The 20,117-nt window shown below is 36.7% G+C and carries 18 protein-coding genes; 14 read left to right on the top strand and 4 right to left on the bottom strand.

Annotated elements, in window-relative coordinates:
• Positions 1-79: 79 nt before the first annotated feature.
• From METHO_RS07070 to METHO_RS07025, 10 genes are all read left to right on the top strand, one after another.
• Complete coding sequence (locus tag METHO_RS07070; RefSeq protein ID WP_015324857.1) at positions 80-1,180, top strand: RNA-guided endonuclease InsQ/TnpB family protein; 1,101 nt, start codon at positions 80-82, stop codon at positions 1,178-1,180.
• Positions 1,181-2,050: 870 nt separating this feature from the next.
• The gene (locus tag METHO_RS07065) at positions 2,051-3,865 is read left to right on the top strand and encodes a PGF-pre-PGF domain-containing protein (RefSeq protein WP_015324856.1); all 1,815 of its coding nucleotides are present in this window, start codon (positions 2,051-2,053) and stop codon (positions 3,863-3,865) included.
• A gap of 427 nt (positions 3,866-4,292) precedes the next feature.
• Positions 4,293-5,189, top strand: coding sequence for a glycosyltransferase family 2 protein (locus tag METHO_RS07060; RefSeq protein WP_015324855.1), 897 nt, complete (start codon positions 4,293-4,295; stop codon positions 5,187-5,189).
• Positions 5,190-5,220: 31 nt separating this feature from the next.
• A complete protein-coding gene (locus METHO_RS07055) occupies positions 5,221-6,297 on the top strand; it encodes an ATPase of the PP-loop superfamily implicated in cell cycle control (RefSeq protein WP_015324854.1) in 1,077 nt (358 codons plus the stop codon).
• A 93-nt stretch (positions 6,298-6,390) separates the two neighbouring features.
• Positions 6,391-7,494, top strand: coding sequence for a glycosyltransferase family 4 protein (locus METHO_RS07050; protein WP_156811060.1), 1,104 nt, complete (start codon positions 6,391-6,393; stop codon positions 7,492-7,494).
• Positions 7,491-8,432: an SDR family oxidoreductase gene (locus tag METHO_RS07045; RefSeq protein ID WP_015324852.1), complete on the top strand. Its 942-nt coding sequence runs from the start codon at positions 7,491-7,493 to the stop codon at positions 8,430-8,432. Before METHO_RS07050 ends, METHO_RS07045 begins: the two co-directional genes overlap by 4 nt.
• Positions 8,433-8,444: 12 nt before the next feature.
• Positions 8,445-9,731 carry a phenylacetate--CoA ligase family protein gene (locus METHO_RS07040; protein WP_015324851.1) on the top strand — a complete coding sequence of 429 codons (1,287 nt, stop codon included), beginning with the start codon at positions 8,445-8,447 and terminating at the stop codon, positions 9,729-9,731.
• 411 nt (positions 9,732-10,142) lie between these two features.
• Positions 10,143-12,107: a hypothetical protein gene (locus METHO_RS07035; protein ID WP_015324849.1), complete on the top strand. Its 1,965-nt coding sequence runs from the start codon at positions 10,143-10,145 to the stop codon at positions 12,105-12,107.
• 457 nt (positions 12,108-12,564) lie between these two features.
• Positions 12,565-13,323, top strand: coding sequence for a hypothetical protein (locus tag METHO_RS07030; RefSeq protein ID WP_015324848.1), 759 nt, complete (start codon positions 12,565-12,567; stop codon positions 13,321-13,323).
• Positions 13,324-13,363: 40 nt separating this feature from the next.
• Complete coding sequence (locus tag METHO_RS07025; RefSeq protein ID WP_015324847.1) at positions 13,364-14,572, top strand: ISL3 family transposase; 1,209 nt, start codon at positions 13,364-13,366, stop codon at positions 14,570-14,572.
• A gap of 203 nt (positions 14,573-14,775) precedes the next feature.
• Here METHO_RS07025 and METHO_RS07020 read toward each other — a convergent pair whose 3' ends face one another.
• Positions 14,776-16,236, bottom strand: a complete 1,461-nt coding sequence (locus METHO_RS07020) for a flippase (RefSeq protein ID WP_015324846.1) — start codon at positions 16,234-16,236, stop codon at positions 14,776-14,778.
• 290 nt (positions 16,237-16,526) lie between these two features.
• Here METHO_RS07020 and METHO_RS13680 point away from each other — a divergent pair, with 290 nt between their 5' ends.
• Positions 16,527-16,730 carry a hypothetical protein gene (locus tag METHO_RS13680; RefSeq protein ID WP_156811058.1) on the top strand — a complete coding sequence of 68 codons (204 nt, stop codon included), beginning with the start codon at positions 16,527-16,529 and terminating at the stop codon, positions 16,728-16,730.
• 470 nt (positions 16,731-17,200) lie between these two features.
• Here the strand turns inward: METHO_RS13680 and wecB are convergent, their stop codons facing one another.
• Both wecB and METHO_RS14135 read right to left on the bottom strand, forming a co-directional pair.
• Complete coding sequence (gene wecB, locus METHO_RS07015) at positions 17,201-18,271, bottom strand: non-hydrolyzing UDP-N-acetylglucosamine 2-epimerase (protein ID WP_015324845.1); 1,071 nt, start codon at positions 18,269-18,271, stop codon at positions 17,201-17,203.
• 129 nt (positions 18,272-18,400) lie between these two features.
• Positions 18,401-18,547: a hypothetical protein gene (locus tag METHO_RS14135; RefSeq protein ID WP_156811057.1), complete on the bottom strand. Its 147-nt coding sequence runs from the start codon at positions 18,545-18,547 to the stop codon at positions 18,401-18,403.
• A 39-nt stretch (positions 18,548-18,586) separates the two neighbouring features.
• Between METHO_RS14135 and METHO_RS07010 the strand changes: the two genes are divergently transcribed.
• A complete protein-coding gene (locus tag METHO_RS07010; RefSeq protein WP_015324844.1) occupies positions 18,587-19,405 on the top strand; it encodes a type II toxin-antitoxin system death-on-curing family toxin in 819 nt (272 codons plus the stop codon).
• Here METHO_RS07010 and METHO_RS14300 read toward each other — a convergent pair.
• Complete coding sequence (locus METHO_RS14300) at positions 19,400-19,528, bottom strand: hypothetical protein (protein ID WP_015324843.1); 129 nt, start codon at positions 19,526-19,528, stop codon at positions 19,400-19,402. The two genes, METHO_RS07010 and METHO_RS14300, sit on opposite strands and share 6 nt — an antisense overlap.
• A gap of 84 nt (positions 19,529-19,612) precedes the next feature.
• Here METHO_RS14300 and METHO_RS13670 point away from each other — a divergent pair, with 84 nt between their 5' ends.
• Positions 19,613-19,783 carry a hypothetical protein gene (locus METHO_RS13670; protein WP_015324842.1) on the top strand — a complete coding sequence of 57 codons (171 nt, stop codon included), beginning with the start codon at positions 19,613-19,615 and terminating at the stop codon, positions 19,781-19,783.
• Between the two features lie 133 nt (positions 19,784-19,916).
• The gene (locus tag METHO_RS13665; RefSeq protein WP_156811056.1) at positions 19,917-20,084 is read left to right on the top strand and encodes a hypothetical protein; all 168 of its coding nucleotides are present in this window, start codon (positions 19,917-19,919) and stop codon (positions 20,082-20,084) included.
• Positions 20,085-20,117: the final 33 nt, after the last annotated feature.

Raw genomic sequence — 20,117 nt, 5'->3', positions numbered from 1 at the left:
CTTTAGTCGTTGGAGAAAACGAACCCTCACCTCTTGTGCACCTCTTGACGTTGGTTATATATAGTATTATCTTGTACATATGAAGGTGGATAGGACCATAAAACTTAGACTTAGACTCAATGAAATTGACGAGCCTAAACTTAAAGAAACTATTATGATGTATAATAAAGCAGTTAACATAGCTGCTAACTATGGTTTTGAACACCATACTAGTTCTAAGATAATTATCCACCATGCTACATACTATTCTATTCGCGAACAGTTTCCAGAACTGAATAGTTCTTTGGTACAGGCTGCCAGGGATGTTGCAGCGGAAGCTCTTAAAGGCGTTAAGCTGAAAATACTTCCTGTTGCTAAACCACTTGCAGCAGCCAGATTTAACCAGAGAACGCTTAGGGTTGTTCTGAAACACATGTTTGCTACAATGTCTACCATTGCTGGCAGAATCGAAGCAACCTATACTATTCCTGAATATTATAGTAAGTATCTCAATTGGTCTGTACAATCCTCTACTATCAAGTATATCCAACAGAAGAATGAGTTTTGGTTGCATCTTGTGATGCGTACAGAATCTCCTAAACAATCTGGAAATAAAGTGCTTGGGATAGATAGAGGAATAGTCAATGTAGCTGTATGTTCTAACAATAAATTCTTTAATGGTTTTCAAATCAAAGCAGTGAGAGCAAAATACGCATATATCAGGCAGAAACTTCAATCCAAAGGCACTAAGTCCGCTAAACAACTTTTGAAGAAGATCAGCGGAAAAGAAAGACGGTTTGTGAAAGACGTTAACCACTGTATTTCTAAGGAAATCGTGGCAATGCCTTATAATGTATTTGCTCTTGAAGATCTTACTAGTATTCGAGTTCAGACAAGACGTGGTAAGAATTTTACTCGTAAATTGAACAACTGGAGTTTTTACCAGCTTGAACAGTTTATCCGATATAAAGCTGAAGCTGTTGGTAAACTTGTAATTACCGTTGATCCTAGATTCTCCAGTCAGAAGTGTTCCAGATGTGGGAACATTCTGAAAGAGAACAGGAACGGTAATGCTTATCGTTGCCATAACTGTGGACTCCAATTACATGCTGATCTTAATGCTGCTCGAAACATTGCTCAGTCGGGTACATCTTGTCTGAGTAGGCTGCCTGTCAACCAGCCGAACGTAGTGAGTATTTAAGGTACTTAATTACAAGCCAACGACTTTAGTCGTTGGTAGTTGACTGTTTTGATCCCTGTTACTTTTTTCTGTAAAGCATTTTATCGCCAGGGTGCAAAGCTTTCTTAGTTAATTCAGTTAAAAACGCAAAGTTCTTCATAACTTAAATTAGATTTCTCTCCGTTGTTGTTTTTGTTTCAATTCATTTGTTACTGCGAAATCATTTTAACGCAAAGACGCAAAGGCGCAAAGATTGTTATTTTCTCCTTTGCGTCTTTGCGGTAATGAAAATTGTATGCGTCCCTTACAAGATCTAATTGTCAACACCTTCCATATCCAGCTGTGACTGAATATAAAAAAACACAAATATTTATAATGTTAATTATATATTATGTTAATGATACAACACCTGACCAGGAGTAAATGCTAACATGAAGTGCAAGTTCTATCACAGGTGCGGTTTTGCAGACTCCTACTCAGCCACCTGCACCCAGGACAATGGCGATAAATACTGCGGGAAGTACCGCCTCCATGTTTACGCAGCCTATAATTCCTGACGTGTTACAAAGCACCTTGCAGAAATTTCATATAACAAACATTTACATGCACTGCTGAACTCTTTTTTCGGCATGTTCCTTTTTTATTTCATAATTTTTGTTTTACTTTTTTGGCCCTTACACAGAACCCATGAAATATATTCCGAAACTAAGTTTTTTGAACAAAGTTAAATAGTGTTAAGAACAACGTACCATCATCATCATAATAAAAAAGAGAACTGACTTAAAATACATATCCTCAGAACCGGTGGTACAAATACAAATGACATTGAAGAGATCTACTTATCTTGGAAAAGGAGCAAGTTATTTTTGTATCTTTTTTTTGTTTTCGCTAATGGCTATGGGAACATGCATAGCTATAGAGGAAATTGTTGATAAAGGCGAATTAACATCAACTATCACTGCAGTGAGTGCCAAAGCGGAAAATGCAACTATCGGTACTGACATAGACCAATATCCGCAATCTGCAATTGATGCATTAAATGCAGCCATTGACATAGCTCAAACAGTTGCTGATGACACCGATGCAACTGCGGAGGCAGTACAGCAGGCAGTTGCAGATCTTTTGGCAGCTGAGGAAATATTCGATGCAGCCAGGATAACCGCAATTGACAAAACAGAACTGCAAGCCAATATCACTGCAGTGAGTGCCAAAGCGGAAAATGCAACTATCGGCACTGACATAGACCAATACCCGCAATCCGCAATTGATGCATTAAATGCAGCCATTGACATGGCTCAGACCGCTCTTGATGACGCCGATGCAACTGCAGAGGAAGTACAGCAGGCCGTTACGGATCTTTTGGAGGCTGAGGAAATATTCGATGCATCCCGGATCACAGCCGAGGATATAATTTCCCTATCTGTAACGGACCTAAAGGTAACATCCGCAGGTGCAAGCTGGCTTAACTGGAGCTGGGTAAAGCCGGATGATCAAAACTTCAGTCATGTGATGGTGTACATGAACAGTACATTTGTCACAAATACTTCCGAAAGCTACTACAATGCAACGCAGCTTGCTGAAGGCATGACCTACAATATCAGCATATGTACTGCGGATATGTACGGAAACATCAGTGCAGCGTGGGCCAATGGCTCAGCCACTACCCTGCAGCTTCCCGGGATATACAATATCTCAACTAATGTCACGGAAAGTTCCATAACACTGGTCTGGGAAGCTTCCAATGACACTACCCTGGTGCAAATCGGCCGGGATGATGCCATCCTCGGCAATGTGACCGGATCGGCATCTTATGTGGACAGTAACCTGAGCAGCGGTACGGCCTATAACTACACGCTGATCCCGTACAATGTGAGCGGACTACAGGGATATGCTGTCAGTATCGGTCTTACAACGTCTTCTGCAGATACCAGCGCAGGCGGGGGAGGAGGCGGTAGTAGCAGTGGCAGTAGCAGCAGCCGTGGTGGCGGAGGCGGTGGCGGCGGTAGTGCCGGAAGCGGTGAGGATTATGCGAATATTGCGCTTAAAGATGCAGCCAATGCATATGTCAGAATGAATGCCGATGTCACCTATGAGTTCACAAGACCTGGTAATGACATCCAGGCGGTTAGTTTCTATGCCCTGAAGAATGCAGGCGAGATCAAGTCCACCATAGAAGTGCTGCATAACAGGTCCAGGCTTGTGAATAGCGCTCCTGCAGGGCTTGTATACAGATACATTAACATCTGGGTGGGCAATGCCAAATTCGCCACTGAGGCTAACATCCGGGATCCTCGGGTGCAATTCAAAGTAAACAATGCCTGGATGGCAGATATGGATGTACAGCCAGAGGACATAAGGTTGCAGAGATACGATGGCACTGCCTGGGAACTGCTGCCTGTCACCTTGGTTAACAGCACAGCGGATTACACGGTATATGAGTCAGATGTATCGGGTTTCTCGGTATTTGCCATCACGGCGGAAAAAGCAGCTGCATCTCTTGCGGGTACTGCTGCAGGCACTGATACTGCTGCGGGTACTGCGAAGGGTATCCCCGGAGGTACGGACACCACGCTTACCCAGGGGGAGATCGTAACAGAGCAGGGGCCGACAGATCTGTCCGGTGTATGGCTCTTCTTCGCGGGCCTCCTGTTGCTGGAAGCAATTGCCCTGGGATATGAGCATCGAAAAAAGAAAAGAAACACATGATCTTAAGACCGCCTGCTGCAAACCCGCCCCAGGAATTGCAGTCTGGCAGGTCCTTTACTCCCCCGTCGGGACAATGGCGGTAAGCGGCGGTAAATTTTGCGGCAACTGCTGTGCCCTCAGGACCGGCTGCTCTACACAACCGATAATTTGCGGACTTAAAACAAATTCACAATCCTTCGGGCAGCTGTCCGGAAATACCCCGCGCCCGGTATATACGCCCGCTGAGCCTTGATTCCTCTATTGCTGCTACATATTTTAAATCTTTTATCAATATACTTTTGATGCTGATTAAAAAGATTTATATTATGAGACATTGTATTGATTTTCATATTATGCAGATAGGATTAAGGAACAAAACGGAGGGAGACCAGCAAGATAACAATAGTATCAGGCTTCCACCCATGCCTTGTGTACAGGGGTGTCTGGTATGACAATTGTTGCTGCTATACCTGCGTATAACGAGGAGATCGGCATAGGCAGTGTCATCGCCCGTACACGCCAGTACGTGGACGAGGTGCTGGTCATCGATGATGGCAGTGCTGACTGCACGTATAAAGTAGCCGAGCTTATGGGAGCCACGGTACTGCGCCATGAGAAGAATGCAGGCAAGGGTGCTGCTCTTCGCACTGCTTTTAAATGGGCCATGGACAACAACGTGGATATCCTGGTGACCCTGGACGGGGACGGCCAGCACAATCCCGATGAAATTCCCCGGCTTTTAGAACCCATTCTCCAGAAGGATGCCGACATGGTCAACGGTGCCCGTTTCCTTAAAGGCCACGATCTGCAAGTGCCCAAATACCGCCGTTTAGGCCAGGAAGTCCTTACCTTCGCCACTAACCTGGGCGGAAGCTTCGAGTCAAAGATCAACGATTCCCAGAGCGGTTTTCGTGCCTTTGCCGGCAACACCTTTGACACATTCACTTTTAACAACAACGGCATGGGCATCGAGTCCGAGATGCTCGCAGACGCCAGCAGTGCCAGCCTGAGGATCAAGGAAGTGCCCATCACATGCAGATATGATGTAGAAGGTTCCACGTTCAACCCATTACGGCATGGAGCAGCGGTGTTAAGCTCTATTTTGAACCAGTTTGAAAGAAAGCATCCACTGCTGTATTTCGGGGTGCCTGGGTTTATTTGTATGTTCTTAGGACTGGTTTTTGGATTCTGGACAATATATGGTTATAGATCAGGTGACGGCTTCTGGATTGGTAAGGCATTGCTGGCGATGACATTTATTTTAGTGGGTGTTTTTGGGATCTTCAGTGGACTAATATTAAATTCAATGGTACAATTTGCCCAAAATATAAAAAAGAGCGATTGAAAATCCTGATTTAAAGTATGAGGCCTAGATAATGAGATGTACAAAATGTGTTCTTCCTGATACAACTCCAAACATTTCCTTTGATGAAAATGGAGTTTGCAATTATTGTCATACTTATAAAAAGGTAAAGTATGAAGGCGAAGAAAAATTGAAATCTGTGCTTAATGCACTGAAACAAAAAGACAAAAAATATGATTGTATAATAGGATTGAGTGGAGGAAGAGACAGTTCTTATGCCTTACTTAAACTTGTTAAAGATTACAATATGCGAGTTCTGGCAGTAAATTACTATAATCCATTTACAGACCCTCAGGCAAAAAGAAACATAGATAATGCAGTAAAAAAGCTGGGTGTAGATTTAATTTCATTTGAATCTAAAAATAATACACATGAAAAGACATTTGAACATAATTTTAAAGTTTGGCTCAAACATCCATCCCCAGCAACAATCCCTATGATGTGTATTTCATGTAAAGTGGTTTTCTGTGAGATTATAAAATATGCTAAAATGAATGATATTAAATGTGTTGTTGTAGGTCATAATCCCTATGAAGACACGTCTTTTAAAAAAGAATTAATCAATATATCACGAGATCAAGACCACAAGTCTACTTTTGTAAAAATACTTTATGGTGTGTTGGCAAATACTGCTAAAACTCCAGCTTATTATCATCCTAAATGCATACCGACTATGGTTAAAGGTTATTTATATGGCGATCCACATGCACTCGGTCCTCGGTTATTTGCATCTGATATAAAGTTCATAGATCTGTTCTATTATATTCCATGGGATGAACAAGAAGTTCTATCACGAATTAAGAATGAGATAGGATGGGATTATCCTCAAAACCTAAATTCATCTTGGAGATTTGATTGTAAAGTAAGTCATTTAAAAGATTTAATGTACTTAAACACACTAAATATGACTGAAAAAGACGATTTATATGCCATAATGGTTCGAGAAGGCATTATAACTCGTGAAGAAGCATTAAAACGCTTAGCTGCCGAAAATGTAGTATATTTAGATGAAATTAAGGAAGTTCTCAACCAGGTGGGATTAGATGAGAAATTCATCCTTGAGAGATTAAATGAAATTAAATCTATTTAAACCGATTACTTAAAAATTATCAATTTTTTCTGAGAAATATTTTTGAAAAAAACTGTTGAAAAAAGATTTCATCTAGCAGACGAGGTATTAATTTTGAAAATATTGCGTGTTATTTCAGATTTATATCCTTATGTTGTAGGTGGTATTGGAATACATGCTCATGAAATGTCAAAACGACAAGTTATATTCGGACATTCTGTAGATGTTTATACCACTTCATTAGGCTCTAAATCTTCAATAGAATCTGCAACAAATTATAATGTGTACCAATTTAAACCCCTTGTTAAATTATTAGGCAATCCTATTAATTTAAGGATGTTTAAAAGTTTGTATAAAAACCGCTATAATTATGATATTATACATGCACATGGACACCTATATTTTTCTACAATTTTGTGTTCAGTCATAAGGACAATTGGTTCTTCACCTTTAGTAATTACTAATCATGGACTTAGATCACAAACTGCTCCAAAGTGGTTTCAAAGCTTATACAATTCAACTGTCGCAAAATTAATATTTAGATCTGCAGACAGGATTATTTGCTATACACAAGAAGAGAAAGATATAATCATAAAAATGGGTGTATTTTCTACAAAAATATCTCTTGTACACAATGGTATTGATACTGATTTATTTATCCCACCTGAAAATGCACCTTTGAATCAACAAAAATTACTCTGGATTGGCAGATATGTAAAAGGAAAAGGTGTTGATTATTTAGTTGATGCGTTGAACATATTAAAATCTGATTATCCCAAAATAATTTTAACAATGGTTGGAACAGGTCCAGATAAAGACAAAATAATTCGAAAAATACACAATTATGGTCTTGAAAATAGTATTATTTTGAAGGATTTTATTCCTAACTCTGAAATAGTCCAATTATACCATCAATCAAGCATATTTGTACTGCCAAGCCTTGAAGAAGGCGTGCCACGAACCATTTTAGAGGCTATGTCATGTGGTGTTCCCATAGTTTGTTCTAGATTACCTCAGTTGGTCGATATTGTAGAAGGTAGTGGTTTTTTAGTTCCTACAAAAGATCCACAATCTCTGGCTGATAGCATTTCTACTATCTTGTCAGACCCCCAACTTGCAGCAAATATGGGGAATCACGGACGACAACAAGTTTTGAATGGATATTCCTGGCTAGATACCGTCAAAAAAACAATTTCACTTTATGAGGAGTTGATATAATTTCTAAGATAATAGTTACCGGTGGTGCGGGCTTTATAGGCTCCCACATTGCAGAAAAACTAGCTAAAGATGGTCATGAGATCGTAATCGTTGATAACCTTGACCCCTATTATTCTGTTGAACTAAAAAAGAGGAACCTGGATATTGCCCTTAACAGCGGGGATGTCACTTTTGTAAATGCTGATATTACACATCTTGAGAGTATGAAGCAGATCATTGACAGCACTGTGGATTACGTTTATCACGAGGCTGCTCAGGCAGGAGTACGCATATCTGTGGAAGATCCATTCAAACCTAATAATATAAATGTAGTGGGAACACTGAACGTACTCAAGGCATCTCTTGAAGCAGACGTAAAAAAAGTAATAAATGCTTCTTCTTCTTCAGTCTATGGAAAAGTGAGCTACCTGCCTTTTGATGAAAAACATCCTACAGAACCAGTATCTCCCTATGGCGTCAGTAAACTTGCTGCGGAACATTACTGTCGTGTGTTCTATGAAGTTTATGGGTTGCCAACTACTTCTCTACGTTACTTTACTGTTTATGGACCCAGAATGAGACCAGATCTTGCCATATCCATATTTACAAAAAAAATGCTGGCAAATGAGCCAATAACTGTTTATGGAGATGGGGAACAAACAAGGGATTTTACTTATATCGATGATGTTGTCGAAGCAAATATTAAATTGCTTAATTGTAAAGTTACTGATGGTAAGGTTTTGAATATAGGAAGCGGGAATCGAATTAGTGTTAATGATTTAATAATTACTCTGAAATACATAATTGAATCAAAATCAGCAGTAGAATATACCGTGTCACAAAAAGGAGATGCTGAAAATACGCTTTCGGATGTGTCTAGAGCACAAAAACTAATTCAATATGAACCATCAATAAGCATAGAGAAAGGATTAAAAAAATTTGTTGAATGGTTCGCCTAAAGGGTAATAATTATGGGATCTCTCAATAAATTCAGGTTCCTTCATCAGGCTCGTAAAAATCAATGGCTTAAACCATCAGAACTAAAAGAATTGCAGAATAAAAAGCTCAGAGCCATTGTCAAGCATGCTTATTATAATACTGAGTTCTACAACAGGAAATTCAAAGATGCAGGAATAAGACCTGAAGACATTAGAACAATAGATGACATGAAAAAAATACCTTTTACTACTAAGCAAGAGGTAAGAGAGCATAGTCTTGGAACAATCCTTGCAAAAAATGTGGACCTGAATAAGTGCAAGATAATTCCTACAAGCGGTTCCACTGGAAAACCTTTAAAAGCTGTATATGATATTGCAGCTGATGATTTTAGTAAAGCAATAAATTTGAGATCGATGATGGAAAATGGATTGAAAGTTCGAGATAAATGGGTAAATATAGGTGATGCAAGAACTTCAAATAATCCTTCATGGTTTCAGAAACTAGGTGTTTTTAACCTGCAAACTTTAAGCATCTTTGATACTATTGAAGATCAGGTTAATACATTAATAAAAATAGATCCTGCTACTATAGTAGGTTATCCTTCTCAATTAAAACTAATATCATTATATATTGAAAACAATTCGCTTAAACAAATTAATCCCAAAAATATATTTACTACAGCAGAAATGCTTGATTCTAATACGCGGGAATTGATCAATTCATCCTTTGATGTGGAATTAGTTGACTTATTTGGTTGCATTGAAGTAAATAGAACTGGATGGGAATGTTCTGAACATTGTGGTTACCATCTTGATGTGGACAGTGTGATCACTGAATTTGTTCAAGATGGAGAAAATATTTCTGCTGGAGATAGTGGGAATATAGTTTACACTTGTCTTTACAATTATGCTATGCCTCTCATCAGATATGAAGTTGGAGATGTGGGAATCCCTACTGAAGAAATGTGCTCTTGTGGAAGAAGCCTACCTCTTATGAAATCCTTAGAAGGGAGATGCGATGACTTTATAATTCTACCTAGTGGAAAACTTATATCTCCAAGAGTTTTATCATTGTTGATAAAACAGACGGAGGAAATTTTGGAATATCAGATTGTTCAAGAAAAACCTGATGAAATGTCAATAAATATAGTTGTTTCACAAAATCTAACAAGTGATAAATTAGAGCAAATAAAATTGGAGGCTCAAAAATACCTCAAAAATGAGGTTTTAGTCAAGGTCAAATTGACTGATAGAATAAAAAGAGGTTCGACTGGAAAGTTAAGATCAATTATTTCAAACATAAGTTCAGAGAACGATTGAAGTACAAATATATTATGGTAGTGTATTTTATTGACAAGAATTACCCAATATGAAAAATATTCCATGAGATGAATAAACAGGCATGAAAGCTGATGAATCTAAAAAATCCATTATTCTGTTGGAATATAGCAAGCATACAATCAAAAAATAGTTATTAATCAATAATAAATCAATCAGCTTTACAGAAAAAAGATTTAAATAATAACCACAAAGTTTCACTATTATAGATAAATGAGTGTATTTGATAATTATAGTGTTATTAACCATTTGTTTGAAACTTATGTTATTAACATCATCATCTATTGAATGCGATTTTAGCATTCATAAGTTACAAACCATCGTGCTTAATTATAATTATTTGAATACATACAAAGTGCTATTGTATAAGTCTTATAGATATTGGTGATATGTATGTTTAAAGAAAAAGTATTGCAAACTCTGAGTAAATTCTCTCAATTATTTTTTCGTAAATTTGAATATTTGTCTTTATTAATATTAACATTTGTACTTTTCTTTTTATACTCTCTAAACTATATCAGTTATCTTTTTTTAGTATTTGCAGCAATAATTGGATTAATTATTTTCATTATATTTAAACAGCAATTTGCTAATAGCGAATTAAAAGAAGGAAATTATAATTATCCATATACTCCTTACAAACATGCATTTTCCATAATATTTTTTATATTCTATTCTCTAAGTCTTCTAACACTTTTGGATGGGTTTTATACAAAAACAGTATGGTACTATCTGTTTATTTCAATTTGTACAGCTAGTATCGCGATAGACATTTTTTTTCTCAATTCAAAAAAAACATTCAAAACAACAATTTTAAAATGTGTATTGCTGTTTTGTAATTTATCTATCAGCAATCAAATATTGTACCCCTTAGGTATTGGGAACCCGGACAATTTTTATCATGTATATAATATAATATTACCTATTATTGAAACTGGAACAGTACCTACTGGTTATGTATACTCTGGTTTTCCAATGCATCATTTATTAGTGGCGATCACAATGTATTTTACTCAACCATACTCTCCGCTAATAATTTATAATTTATTAGGTGCAATTACTATGTCTTTAGGCGTGCTACTCATATTTATGATTGGCAGAATGATGGTTGACACCAGATTTGGATTATTGTCAGCTTTATTGTATTGTTGCTGTGACTATTTAATTTATTGGGGATCTCACCCTTCACATTTATCATACATGTACCCAGCAGTTCTGTTTTTTTTCTTTTTGCTCCTAAAAAATATTAGTGGTAAAAAAGTTAATACAACTATTTTGTCTATTATTATGGCAGCATATATAATTTTTTTACATCATTATAGTGCATTTATTATGTTTTTTATGATTGCATCTGTATTATTAGTAGAGTTACTTTTTAAAGCAGATTTTAAAAGATATAAAGTTAAATCTTTTGGTGTTTTTACAATTTTTATTTTAATGCTTTTAACCCATTGGATGTATTATTCATCCATATTTAAAAGTTTTGTAAATATTGTTGATTCATATATCCAAGTATTTACAGGAGATATAACTACATACTCTAAATCTATTACATTTTATGATGAATTGCCACTTGGAAATATATTCTTGAACGAAATTGGGAGTTCAATTCTGCTTTGCCTTTCTGTTATTGGACTTTTTTATTATATAAGACACCGCTCGCTATTTAGTAATGTTATTTCGCTTTTGTTTGTTGTATTTCTTGGTTTAATTGGAGTTGGAGCCGTTTTAAACTTATATTATTTATTACCTAACAGAATTTATGCATTTATGCAACAAATGTCTTTGGTATTTCTTGCAAGTGCTTCTATATTTTGGATTTTTGGAAATATAAACCGTCACAATAATGCTAAAAAAACTATTTTTGTATTATTAATCTTAATACTACAGTTTTTCTCTTCATCTAGTACGATTGCAGGTTTTGAAACAAGTCCCTTTGTTGGAGAACAACCTTATTGGAAAATATACGAAACTGATTATGAAATAAAAAGTTTGTTATGGATTGAAATGAACCATAATACAGATATTTCAAATACTAATGTTTCTACAAGTCCAAGCATTGTTGTAAATCCTGGATTTATTTCTGAAATTCAGGTTCCATTAACTAATTATATATATTATGAAGATGGAGGTAATATCCTAGTAGACGCTGAAAATATTACTTCGAATTCATATATCGTATTTAATAAATTTGATGAAACGGTTGGATTTAATTTTGGAAGAATGGCTGATAGTAGGTATCATGTAGGTTCTACTAGAAAAGAAAAAATCAACCCGAATACGAAGCAAGATCTTGATTTTAATCTAAATATTTCACAAATATACACCAATGGAATGATAACCACATATAAAAAGTGAGGATGTACAATATGTAGAAATCTTATTGTCCATCTTATTTAACATAATAATTCAAAATGGATTTAACTCCTGAGCACCACTTACGACAAAAAAACACAAATAGAATGAAGGGTATCTGCTACAGGATAATGGCACAGAAGTTTAAGAAGAAATTATATCATAAAATAACTTTTTTGAAAAGTACTATAGTCAAGTAAAAGAATTAACTCCAAACTAGTAGTTCATTACTTTGATAGGGGTATGTCAAGGTTATATTTGTCCTTTAAATCGGGATTTTTACAAAACCTATAATTGGAACAATCCTTAATGGAAATAGACATTAATTCATAAGATTATGATCCCAAGAAGTTGAGATTTAATAGTAAATAGAGGCAATATTTATTAATAAATACGAGGAAGGTAAGTTAATCGAAATTTTCTTTAGATTAAAAGTTAAAATATATTAAAAGGGATATATATGAAAACATATAATTTGTTATGGACTGGAGGTTGGGATTCAACTTATAGGTTACTCGACTTAGTCATTGTGAAGAAAAAAGTTGTACAACCATATTATATAATTGATGAAGAGAGAAAATCAATTGAACATGAACAAAAATCAATGGATAAAATAAAAGTTCTTATAAAACAATTAGATGAGGATGCATATCATAGAATCTTAAAAACCGAAACTGTTCTGAAGGCCGAGATTTGTGAAAAGCCTGAGATTAAACAAATGTACAACAATATAATTAAGTCCTTCAAGTTAGGTTCTCAATATGTCTGGTTAGGGAGTTTTGCAGATAAAAATAATCTGACATTGGAATTATGTATTGAAAAAGATACAAAGCCTTTTAACCTTATAAAAAATAATATTAAAAAAGTTACTGAAGATAATGATGTGTTTTATATTTTAGATAATGTTTCTGAAGATAGTTATTTGCAAATTTTTAGGTACTACAACTTTCCAGTATTATACATGACAAAACTGGATATGGAACAAAAAGCTAGTGAGATGTGTTTTAAGCATATTATGGATGAAACATGGTTTTGTCACTATCCAATAAATGGAAAACCATGTGGAATGTGCAATCCTTGCAAAGACACAAGAAAAGAAGGTCTGAGTAGAAGGGTCCCAGAACATTCAAAAATAACATTGATAAAACATAAAATTAATACTGTACGTGAAAGTAATCTAAGTTCAATTGTTAATTATATAGGATCTCCACAACATTGAGTGGGTAAATTAATATGTTACTTCATCTAAACCTTTTTTAATGGAAGACAAAGACCTCATTCAACTTGCTCTGGGAATAATTCCTCCCTGGTTTGTAAAAGAACTAAATCTCGATACTTCTAAGAAAAGGATGGATATTTACCTTGATTTTATAAAAGGAAGCAAATTTCTCTGTCCTGTATGTAATGAGTTATGCCCTATTCATGATACAAAAGAAAGAGTATGGAGACACCTAGATTTCTTCCATTACGAAACCTATCTTCATGCAAAGGTTCCCAGAATAAAGTGTAATGGACATGGTGTGAAGTTGATCGATCTTCCATGGACCAGACAGAACACTGGATTTACCTTGTTCTTTGAAGCATTGATCGTTGCTATGTGCAAAGAAATGCCAGTAGCTTCTGTAGCTGATATTGTACATATTCATGAGGATTCTGTGTGGAGAATACTTAGTCATTATGTAGACAAAGCAAAAGAAGAAAGGGATATATCATATATTAAAACGATCGGAGTAGACGAGATAGCTGTTAAAAAGGGCCATAACTACGTCACTTTGTTCTATGATATGGAAGAAGCAAGAGTCATACACATCGAAAATGGAAAAGGAAAGGATGTGTTCCAAAAATTCAGAACAGAGATCGCTGGCAAGGTAGATCACGAACAGATCCAATACATATCTATGGATATGTATCCTGCATTCAAAAGTGGAGCCAGGGAATATTTCCCAAAAGCTACGATCGTTTTTGATAAGTTCCATGTGATAAAGATGATGAATGATTCAGTTGATAGAGTTAGAAGAACTGAATCAAAAGAAAACCATGTTCTTAAGAATACCAGGTTTATGTGGTTAAAGAATCCTGATAGATTGTCAGAGAAAGAAAACGTTATCATGGAATCTATTAAGAACCTTGATACAAAAACTGCTAAGGCATACCAGTTTAGATTGGCCCTTCAAAGATTGTGGACAATAAAAGAGACATCAATAGCAAGGGAATACCTTGATAAATGGCATTATTGGGGAACCCATAGCAATATCCCAGAGATAATTTCAGTGTCAAAAGCGATCAAAAAACATGCGCAGGGAATTCTTGAAGCAATGAAGAATGGTATAAACAATGGAGTTGCAGAGGGAATAAACAATAAAATTAAAACTGCTTTTAAAAGATCTTATGGTCTAAAGACGGAAAAATACAGGAATACCATGATCTATCTGATGGCAGGAAAATTGACATTACCCACACGATGTTGAAGAGAGCCATTATATACATATCAATTTACGAAGGATGTTTTTTATTAAAAAAGATAATTGATAATAAAATAATTTTCTAAATACTATAGTTTTCAAAATTTATACCTGTAACAAATCGTCAAGTAAAAGTTACTATATTCAACACATTAATGTTTATTTTTTTAGCGTAACTTCGCAGGCAAATAATAATTTTTCATCTACTTTCATCTATTTAACGTCGAAGATATTTTATTTCTTAAATACTCAACCTCTTCCTTTTTGAAGGCGTGGAAACAGAGCATTATTGAGATATAAAGAAATATTGATATTACAATCCACATTGACATTTCAATAAATCCAATGGGATGTACAATTAAAATTGGAAGAGCCATTAATACAGATGCTAGTATACCTTTGCTGATAAAAATATAGTCCATCTTCAGCCGGATCAATTTTAAGCAATAATACATAGAAAATGTTAAACTAAACATAAATACAATTAATGTTACAAATGCTGCTCCTATAATTCCTATATGAGGTATTATAAAGAAGTTTAAAGTTACCTTTAGTATTGCTGATGTAAGCCAGATCTTTCCAATTATTTGTGTCTTCTTTTTGAGTATGAATATTTGATTTATTATCGTTGACACACCAAATAATAGAGTGCTTATTGCAGTAATAGATAAAATGAAGTAGCCTTCAGAAGCAATCTCATTAGTTGTCAAAAGTTCCAATATTGGTTTAGATAAAATAGATAAGCCAAAAACAGCAGGTATGCCAATAAACAAGAAGTATTTTAAAGTATTCTCTATTATATTTTTTACATTTACAATATCTTTACCATCATATAGCTTTGCAAGAAATGGAGGTAATATCAAAGAAATTGGCGCTATTAAACCAAACATAATATTATTCCCTAAGGTATATGCTGGTGCATAATATCCAACAAATATAGGCCCTAATAGATATGATATTATAACTCTATCACTTGAACTAACTATCCCGGTTGAAAGCTCGCTAGGCATAGTAGGTAGCCCAAAAGCTATGTGTTCTCTCAAAAATTTGAACTTTGGTAATTTAAATCCTATTTTTTTAATCACAAAATAAAACATTACTATGAACATCAAAATACCTTTTATTATAATAGCAAAGGTAGCTCCATAGATTCCTTGACCGAGTAAAACCAAAGTAGATGTCAAGAATATATGAATTAAAGTTTGCATGAGTAAAAAAATAGTATATTTTTTGGTTTCTTGAATGGATCTGAAAAAATGGATCAAAACTGCATTAATTGATTCAGTGAAAATAATAACAGATAGCAATTGTGCTATAGCTACTTCTCCATCAAACAATAAGAAAGAAATAATATCTGCACCTATGTAGACACATATAGAAGCAAGTAAACTGATTATAGCAACAAATGATAATACTGAATAGAATATCTCTTGAATATCCTTCTTACTATCGACAGATTGAATGAAACGTGCCATAGAATACTGTAAGCCAAACATAAGAAGTAAAGGAGCAAAACCTACAGTAACAACTACTTGTGCCCAAATTCCATATTCAAGGATACTAAGATTTTTTGTTAATACTGGTAGTAGTATTATACTATTAAGTGAGAAAACAAGATTTGCAAATCCAATTAATCCGAATTTTTGCAATAATTCCTTCCTAACACTCATATTAAACAGTCCGGGAAAATAAAATGCAAGTATACATAAATTACAGATAAGAGTAATTAATACCAGGTGTATCCATTACAATGATTTCCTACTCAAATATTTTCTTAATTTAGATCATTTCAAATACATTGCATGTAAATTCGCATAGTTGAAGAGCTACTAAGAAAGATTAGGCATCTTGCATGGTGTTTATGCTTTCCATATTTTTTATCCTTATTTTTCTTTTACAAAAATCCCAGACCCGGAGAAATCAGCGGTATCATACCGAATAGGAAGACGTTTACAAGCCTATGGACTGTAGTTATGAAGGGCAAACTACAAGTCTTCTGGAACATGTAAGCAAACAATGTACGCCCTGCGCCTGTGATCACCAGCTCAAAACTGCTGACACTATCGGTGCACATTCTAACATCGTAACAACACCCATTCTATACAGTTTTATAGTTGTCAACCATTTGTTTGAAACTTATGGCACTACCATCACCATCTATTAAATGCGATTTTAGCATTTATAAGTTACAAACCATCGGTATTTAACTATAATTTCACCGAAATCTATAGATTTACATATGAAATTTGTAACAGCACATTAGTTTTCTATAGATATTTAAGTATTGTGATGTGGCCCTCATATCCGATACACATCATTTGTTGAAAAATATAGTGCATAGGCTGTTATATTAGTTATCAAGAGGAAGTTACTGATCTCTTGATTTGTTACTGCAGATCATTTTTAACGCAAAGACGCAAGGGCGCAAAGCTTGCTATTTGCTCCTTAGCATCCTGGCAGTCATAAAAATTGTATAAATCGATCACAAAGAGATTGATCAAAATACTTTACATTATATAATAATACAGGCCTGACACATCAGACAGGCACAACTAAAAGTGCACATCCTTCCGGGCAACTGCAGCAAGCTGCAGTGCAGCGGAACCCGGTTGTCATATAGTAACACCCGATAATTTACACATTCGCAATTAGTTCATCGATCATAATTTTACCTGCATCCCCTTCTCCATAGGGATTCTTCCAGCCATTCCCCGCCTGCATCATCTGTCTGACGCCTGCAATGATATTCTTCCCTGAAATGATATTAGCCCCCACATCCACAGTCTCCGGCCTCTCCGTGTTATCCCTTAATGTAACACAGGGCACACTCAGGATACAGGCTTCTTCCTGGAGGCCGCCGCTGTCGGTGAGGATCAGTCTTGCACCGCTTTCAAGCTGCAGGAATTCCAGGTAGCCTACGGGATCGATGATGCGCACACTTTCGGGGATCGAGAGGTTGAATTCATGGATCATCTTCACGGTACGGGGGTGAGCCGGGAAAAGGATGGGTAAGGAGCATTCTGCACAGACCTGCCCAAAACCATCGAGTATGGCGGATAGGCGTGTTTTGCTGTCCGTGTTCTCAGCCCGGTGTACGGTGGTGAGGAAATAGCCTTTCTCCTGAAGCTCCATGTCCTTAAGGGGACTGGCGGTGTGTTTAGAGATCTCCAGGTGCTGGTACACGGCGTCCACCACGGTATTGCCTGTGACGAAGATCTTTTCTTGCGGGATGCCCTCGGCAAGCAGATGCTGCTTCGAGGTTGCGGTGGGTGCGAAAAGGTAATCGGAAATATGGTCGGCCATGATACGGTTGATCTCCTCAGGCATGGTCCTGTCAAAACTCCTCAGGCCCGCTTCCACATGGCCTACCTTGATGTGCAGCTTGGCAGCCGCCAGGGCTCCTGCAAGCACGGTATTGGTATCACCCTGCACCAGCACCACATCCGGTGTATCTTCCATGAGGATCTGCTCAATGCCGGCGAGCATCTTACCGGTCTGTGCACCGTGATAGCCCGAGCCCACGTCCAGGTTATACTTGGCTGCCGGGAGCTGCAACTGATCAAAAAAGATCCTGTCCATCTCGTAGCTGTAATGCTGGCCGGTGTGGAGAATGTAATATTCAAAACCGCGTCTTTCACATTCCCTGATCACAGGGCTCATCTTGATGATCTCCGGGCGGGTGCCCAGAATGATAGCTATTTTCAAAACAAAGCCTCTTTAATAATTATCACAGTTCGTACCATCCGCAGGATTGTAGTTTTTAATCCGGTTACATCCACCACTTGCGAAGCTTCGGATATTTTTGTATGAGATGCATGATATGATATAAATTATTTAAGGGTTTGCAAGCAAGGCTGCATTCGGACCGTATGTTGTGCGGTTGTGGGCTATGCGCACTCTTTGTGTGCTCTGTTGTTGCATGACATCTACGGTCACAAAAGGAAAAACTCTGGAATTGACCTGCATACGTCGTCTTATCATATTCGTATCACACCGAACCACCCCATACTTCAATGGGATATGTACAACGGTGTATACCAGTGGGTGGAAGCTGGACAGCTGAATGTAGATGACATGGTATGCACAGTCAAAGGATACGGATTTGTCATTGTTTCACAGCCATCCGAGCCTAAGCAGGTATACAATATAGCGGTCTTGGAAGATGAGAGCTATATTGCAAACGGTATTGTAGTGCACAACTGCAGATCTGGCCTTGTTCCAGTACCAATCACAAAAGAGATCGACAAAAACATGATATTTGAGAACAGGGATTTCTCAGGTGTCCTAGACGATTCTGCAAAGGTTGACAAAGCATTTGAGAACATCGACAAGTTCAACGATAAGTACAGGATCTCTAAGTATGTTCTGGATCAGGATCTTGCAGCAAGGATTATTTTTGAGAAGGGCGTGAGTGTTTCTCTCAGAGTGGAAGTTCCCAAAAAGAGTATATCGAATAATACCCCATCCCTACTAATGGACGGCTTGAAGACGAAAGATATCATTACGCTCCATGATACTCTCATTGAGAAATATGGCGGCACAAATGGTACAATGATTGAAGCCACTATTGATCACCTTATTCAGTATAAATTGAGCCCCTTAAAAACTGTTTTCGCAAATGCAGCCATAGCATTGCATACCATCACAACGGCTCACGCATTTTTTGATGGCAACAAAAGAACTGCATTTGCATTAGCCGATGTTATCCTCAGAAATGGAGGATACAAAATTGTCGCGGATAAAAATACCACTAAGAAAATGCTAATCACAGTGGCTGAGTATAAAATGTCAGTGGACGCAATAGAAGAGTGGATAAGAAGGAATACAGCAGAGCTATAACTCTGCAAGTTCTTTTAATAGTGCATCATTATCATGCATACTGTTCTTTAGATGCTTTCCAATCTTTATTTCCAGAACAGGTACTTCTTTATTATTCTGGTGGGTTGTTTGTTTTTTGTCCATGATGTAGACTACAACTTAGAATTATTTATATGTGGTGTCTGCTGATATATCAAAAGATATCCTCATCAAAGTGGTTGATCCATAATGTCCAGGATTGTAGAGGAATATAAGCCGGGAATGATCGAGTATATACCTCCGGAAGATCACAAAAAATGGATGAGGGAAACATTCGAAGAAAAGCTGGCCATTCTTAAGAAGTTCGGACACGGGGATTTCGAGCCAGAGCTTAGGAAACAGTTCAAATTAGACGACTAATCTACTTTTTCTCTTTTCTGGCGATCACGGGATACGGTTTGAAAAAAGGTAATATTGTCTCTAATTATAGATACTCTTTCTGATACTGCACACTCAAATATATATAGGGCGTCCACACATCCCATATTGTCTAATGGTTATTATCGAAGGTGTTGCCTTTCCATTAGACTTTTTGAACAAGAACGGATGGGGCGTACCATCAAGTGACGCAGGTTGTTACATGACATCTACGGTCACAAAAAGAAAAATACTGGAATTGACCCATCGCTTACAGCTTACAGTACCCTGTCCTTCGGAATAAGCAAGGGTATGGTACACGAGCCCGAAAAAATGA

It is taken from the genome of Methanomethylovorans hollandica DSM 15978, from assembly GCF_000328665.1.
GTDB classification, from domain to species: domain Archaea; phylum Halobacteriota; class Methanosarcinia; order Methanosarcinales; family Methanosarcinaceae; genus Methanomethylovorans; species Methanomethylovorans hollandica.
The sequence above is the reverse complement of the archived record's forward strand: the minus strand, read 5'-3'. Positions and strand labels throughout refer to the sequence as shown.

Bases quoted from the DNA above. Each gene is read 5' to 3' on its own strand.
- METHO_RS07070 (WP_015324857.1), top strand. From the start codon at position 80: ATGAAGGTGGATAGGACCATAAAACTTAGACTTAGACTCAATGAAATT.
- METHO_RS07065 (WP_015324856.1), top strand. From the start codon at position 2,051: ATGGCTATGGGAACATGCATAGCTATAGAGGAAATTGTTGATAAAGGC.
- METHO_RS07060 (WP_015324855.1), top strand. From the start codon at position 4,293: ATGACAATTGTTGCTGCTATACCTGCGTATAACGAGGAGATCGGCATA.
- METHO_RS07055 (WP_015324854.1), top strand. From the start codon at position 5,221: ATGAGATGTACAAAATGTGTTCTTCCTGATACAACTCCAAACATTTCC.
- METHO_RS07040 (WP_015324851.1), top strand. From the start codon at position 8,445: ATGGGATCTCTCAATAAATTCAGGTTCCTTCATCAGGCTCGTAAAAAT.
- METHO_RS07035 (WP_015324849.1), top strand. From the start codon at position 10,143: ATGTTTAAAGAAAAAGTATTGCAAACTCTGAGTAAATTCTCTCAATTA.
- METHO_RS07030 (WP_015324848.1), top strand. From the start codon at position 12,565: ATGAAAACATATAATTTGTTATGGACTGGAGGTTGGGATTCAACTTAT.
- METHO_RS07025 (WP_015324847.1), top strand. From the start codon at position 13,364: ATGGAAGACAAAGACCTCATTCAACTTGCTCTGGGAATAATTCCTCCC.
- METHO_RS07020 (WP_015324846.1), bottom strand. From the start codon at position 16,236: ATGAGTGTTAGGAAGGAATTATTGCAAAAATTCGGATTAATTGGATTT.
- METHO_RS13680 (WP_156811058.1), top strand. From the start codon at position 16,527: ATGGACTGTAGTTATGAAGGGCAAACTACAAGTCTTCTGGAACATGTA.
- METHO_RS14135 (WP_156811057.1), bottom strand. From the start codon at position 18,547: ATGATAAGACGACGTATGCAGGTCAATTCCAGAGTTTTTCCTTTTGTG.
- METHO_RS07010 (WP_015324844.1), top strand. From the start codon at position 18,587: ATGTACAACGGTGTATACCAGTGGGTGGAAGCTGGACAGCTGAATGTA.
- METHO_RS14300 (WP_015324843.1), bottom strand. From the start codon at position 19,528: ATGGACAAAAAACAAACAACCCACCAGAATAATAAAGAAGTACCTGTT.
- METHO_RS13670 (WP_015324842.1), top strand. From the start codon at position 19,613: ATGTCCAGGATTGTAGAGGAATATAAGCCGGGAATGATCGAGTATATA.
- METHO_RS13665 (WP_156811056.1), top strand. From the start codon at position 19,917: ATGGTTATTATCGAAGGTGTTGCCTTTCCATTAGACTTTTTGAACAAG.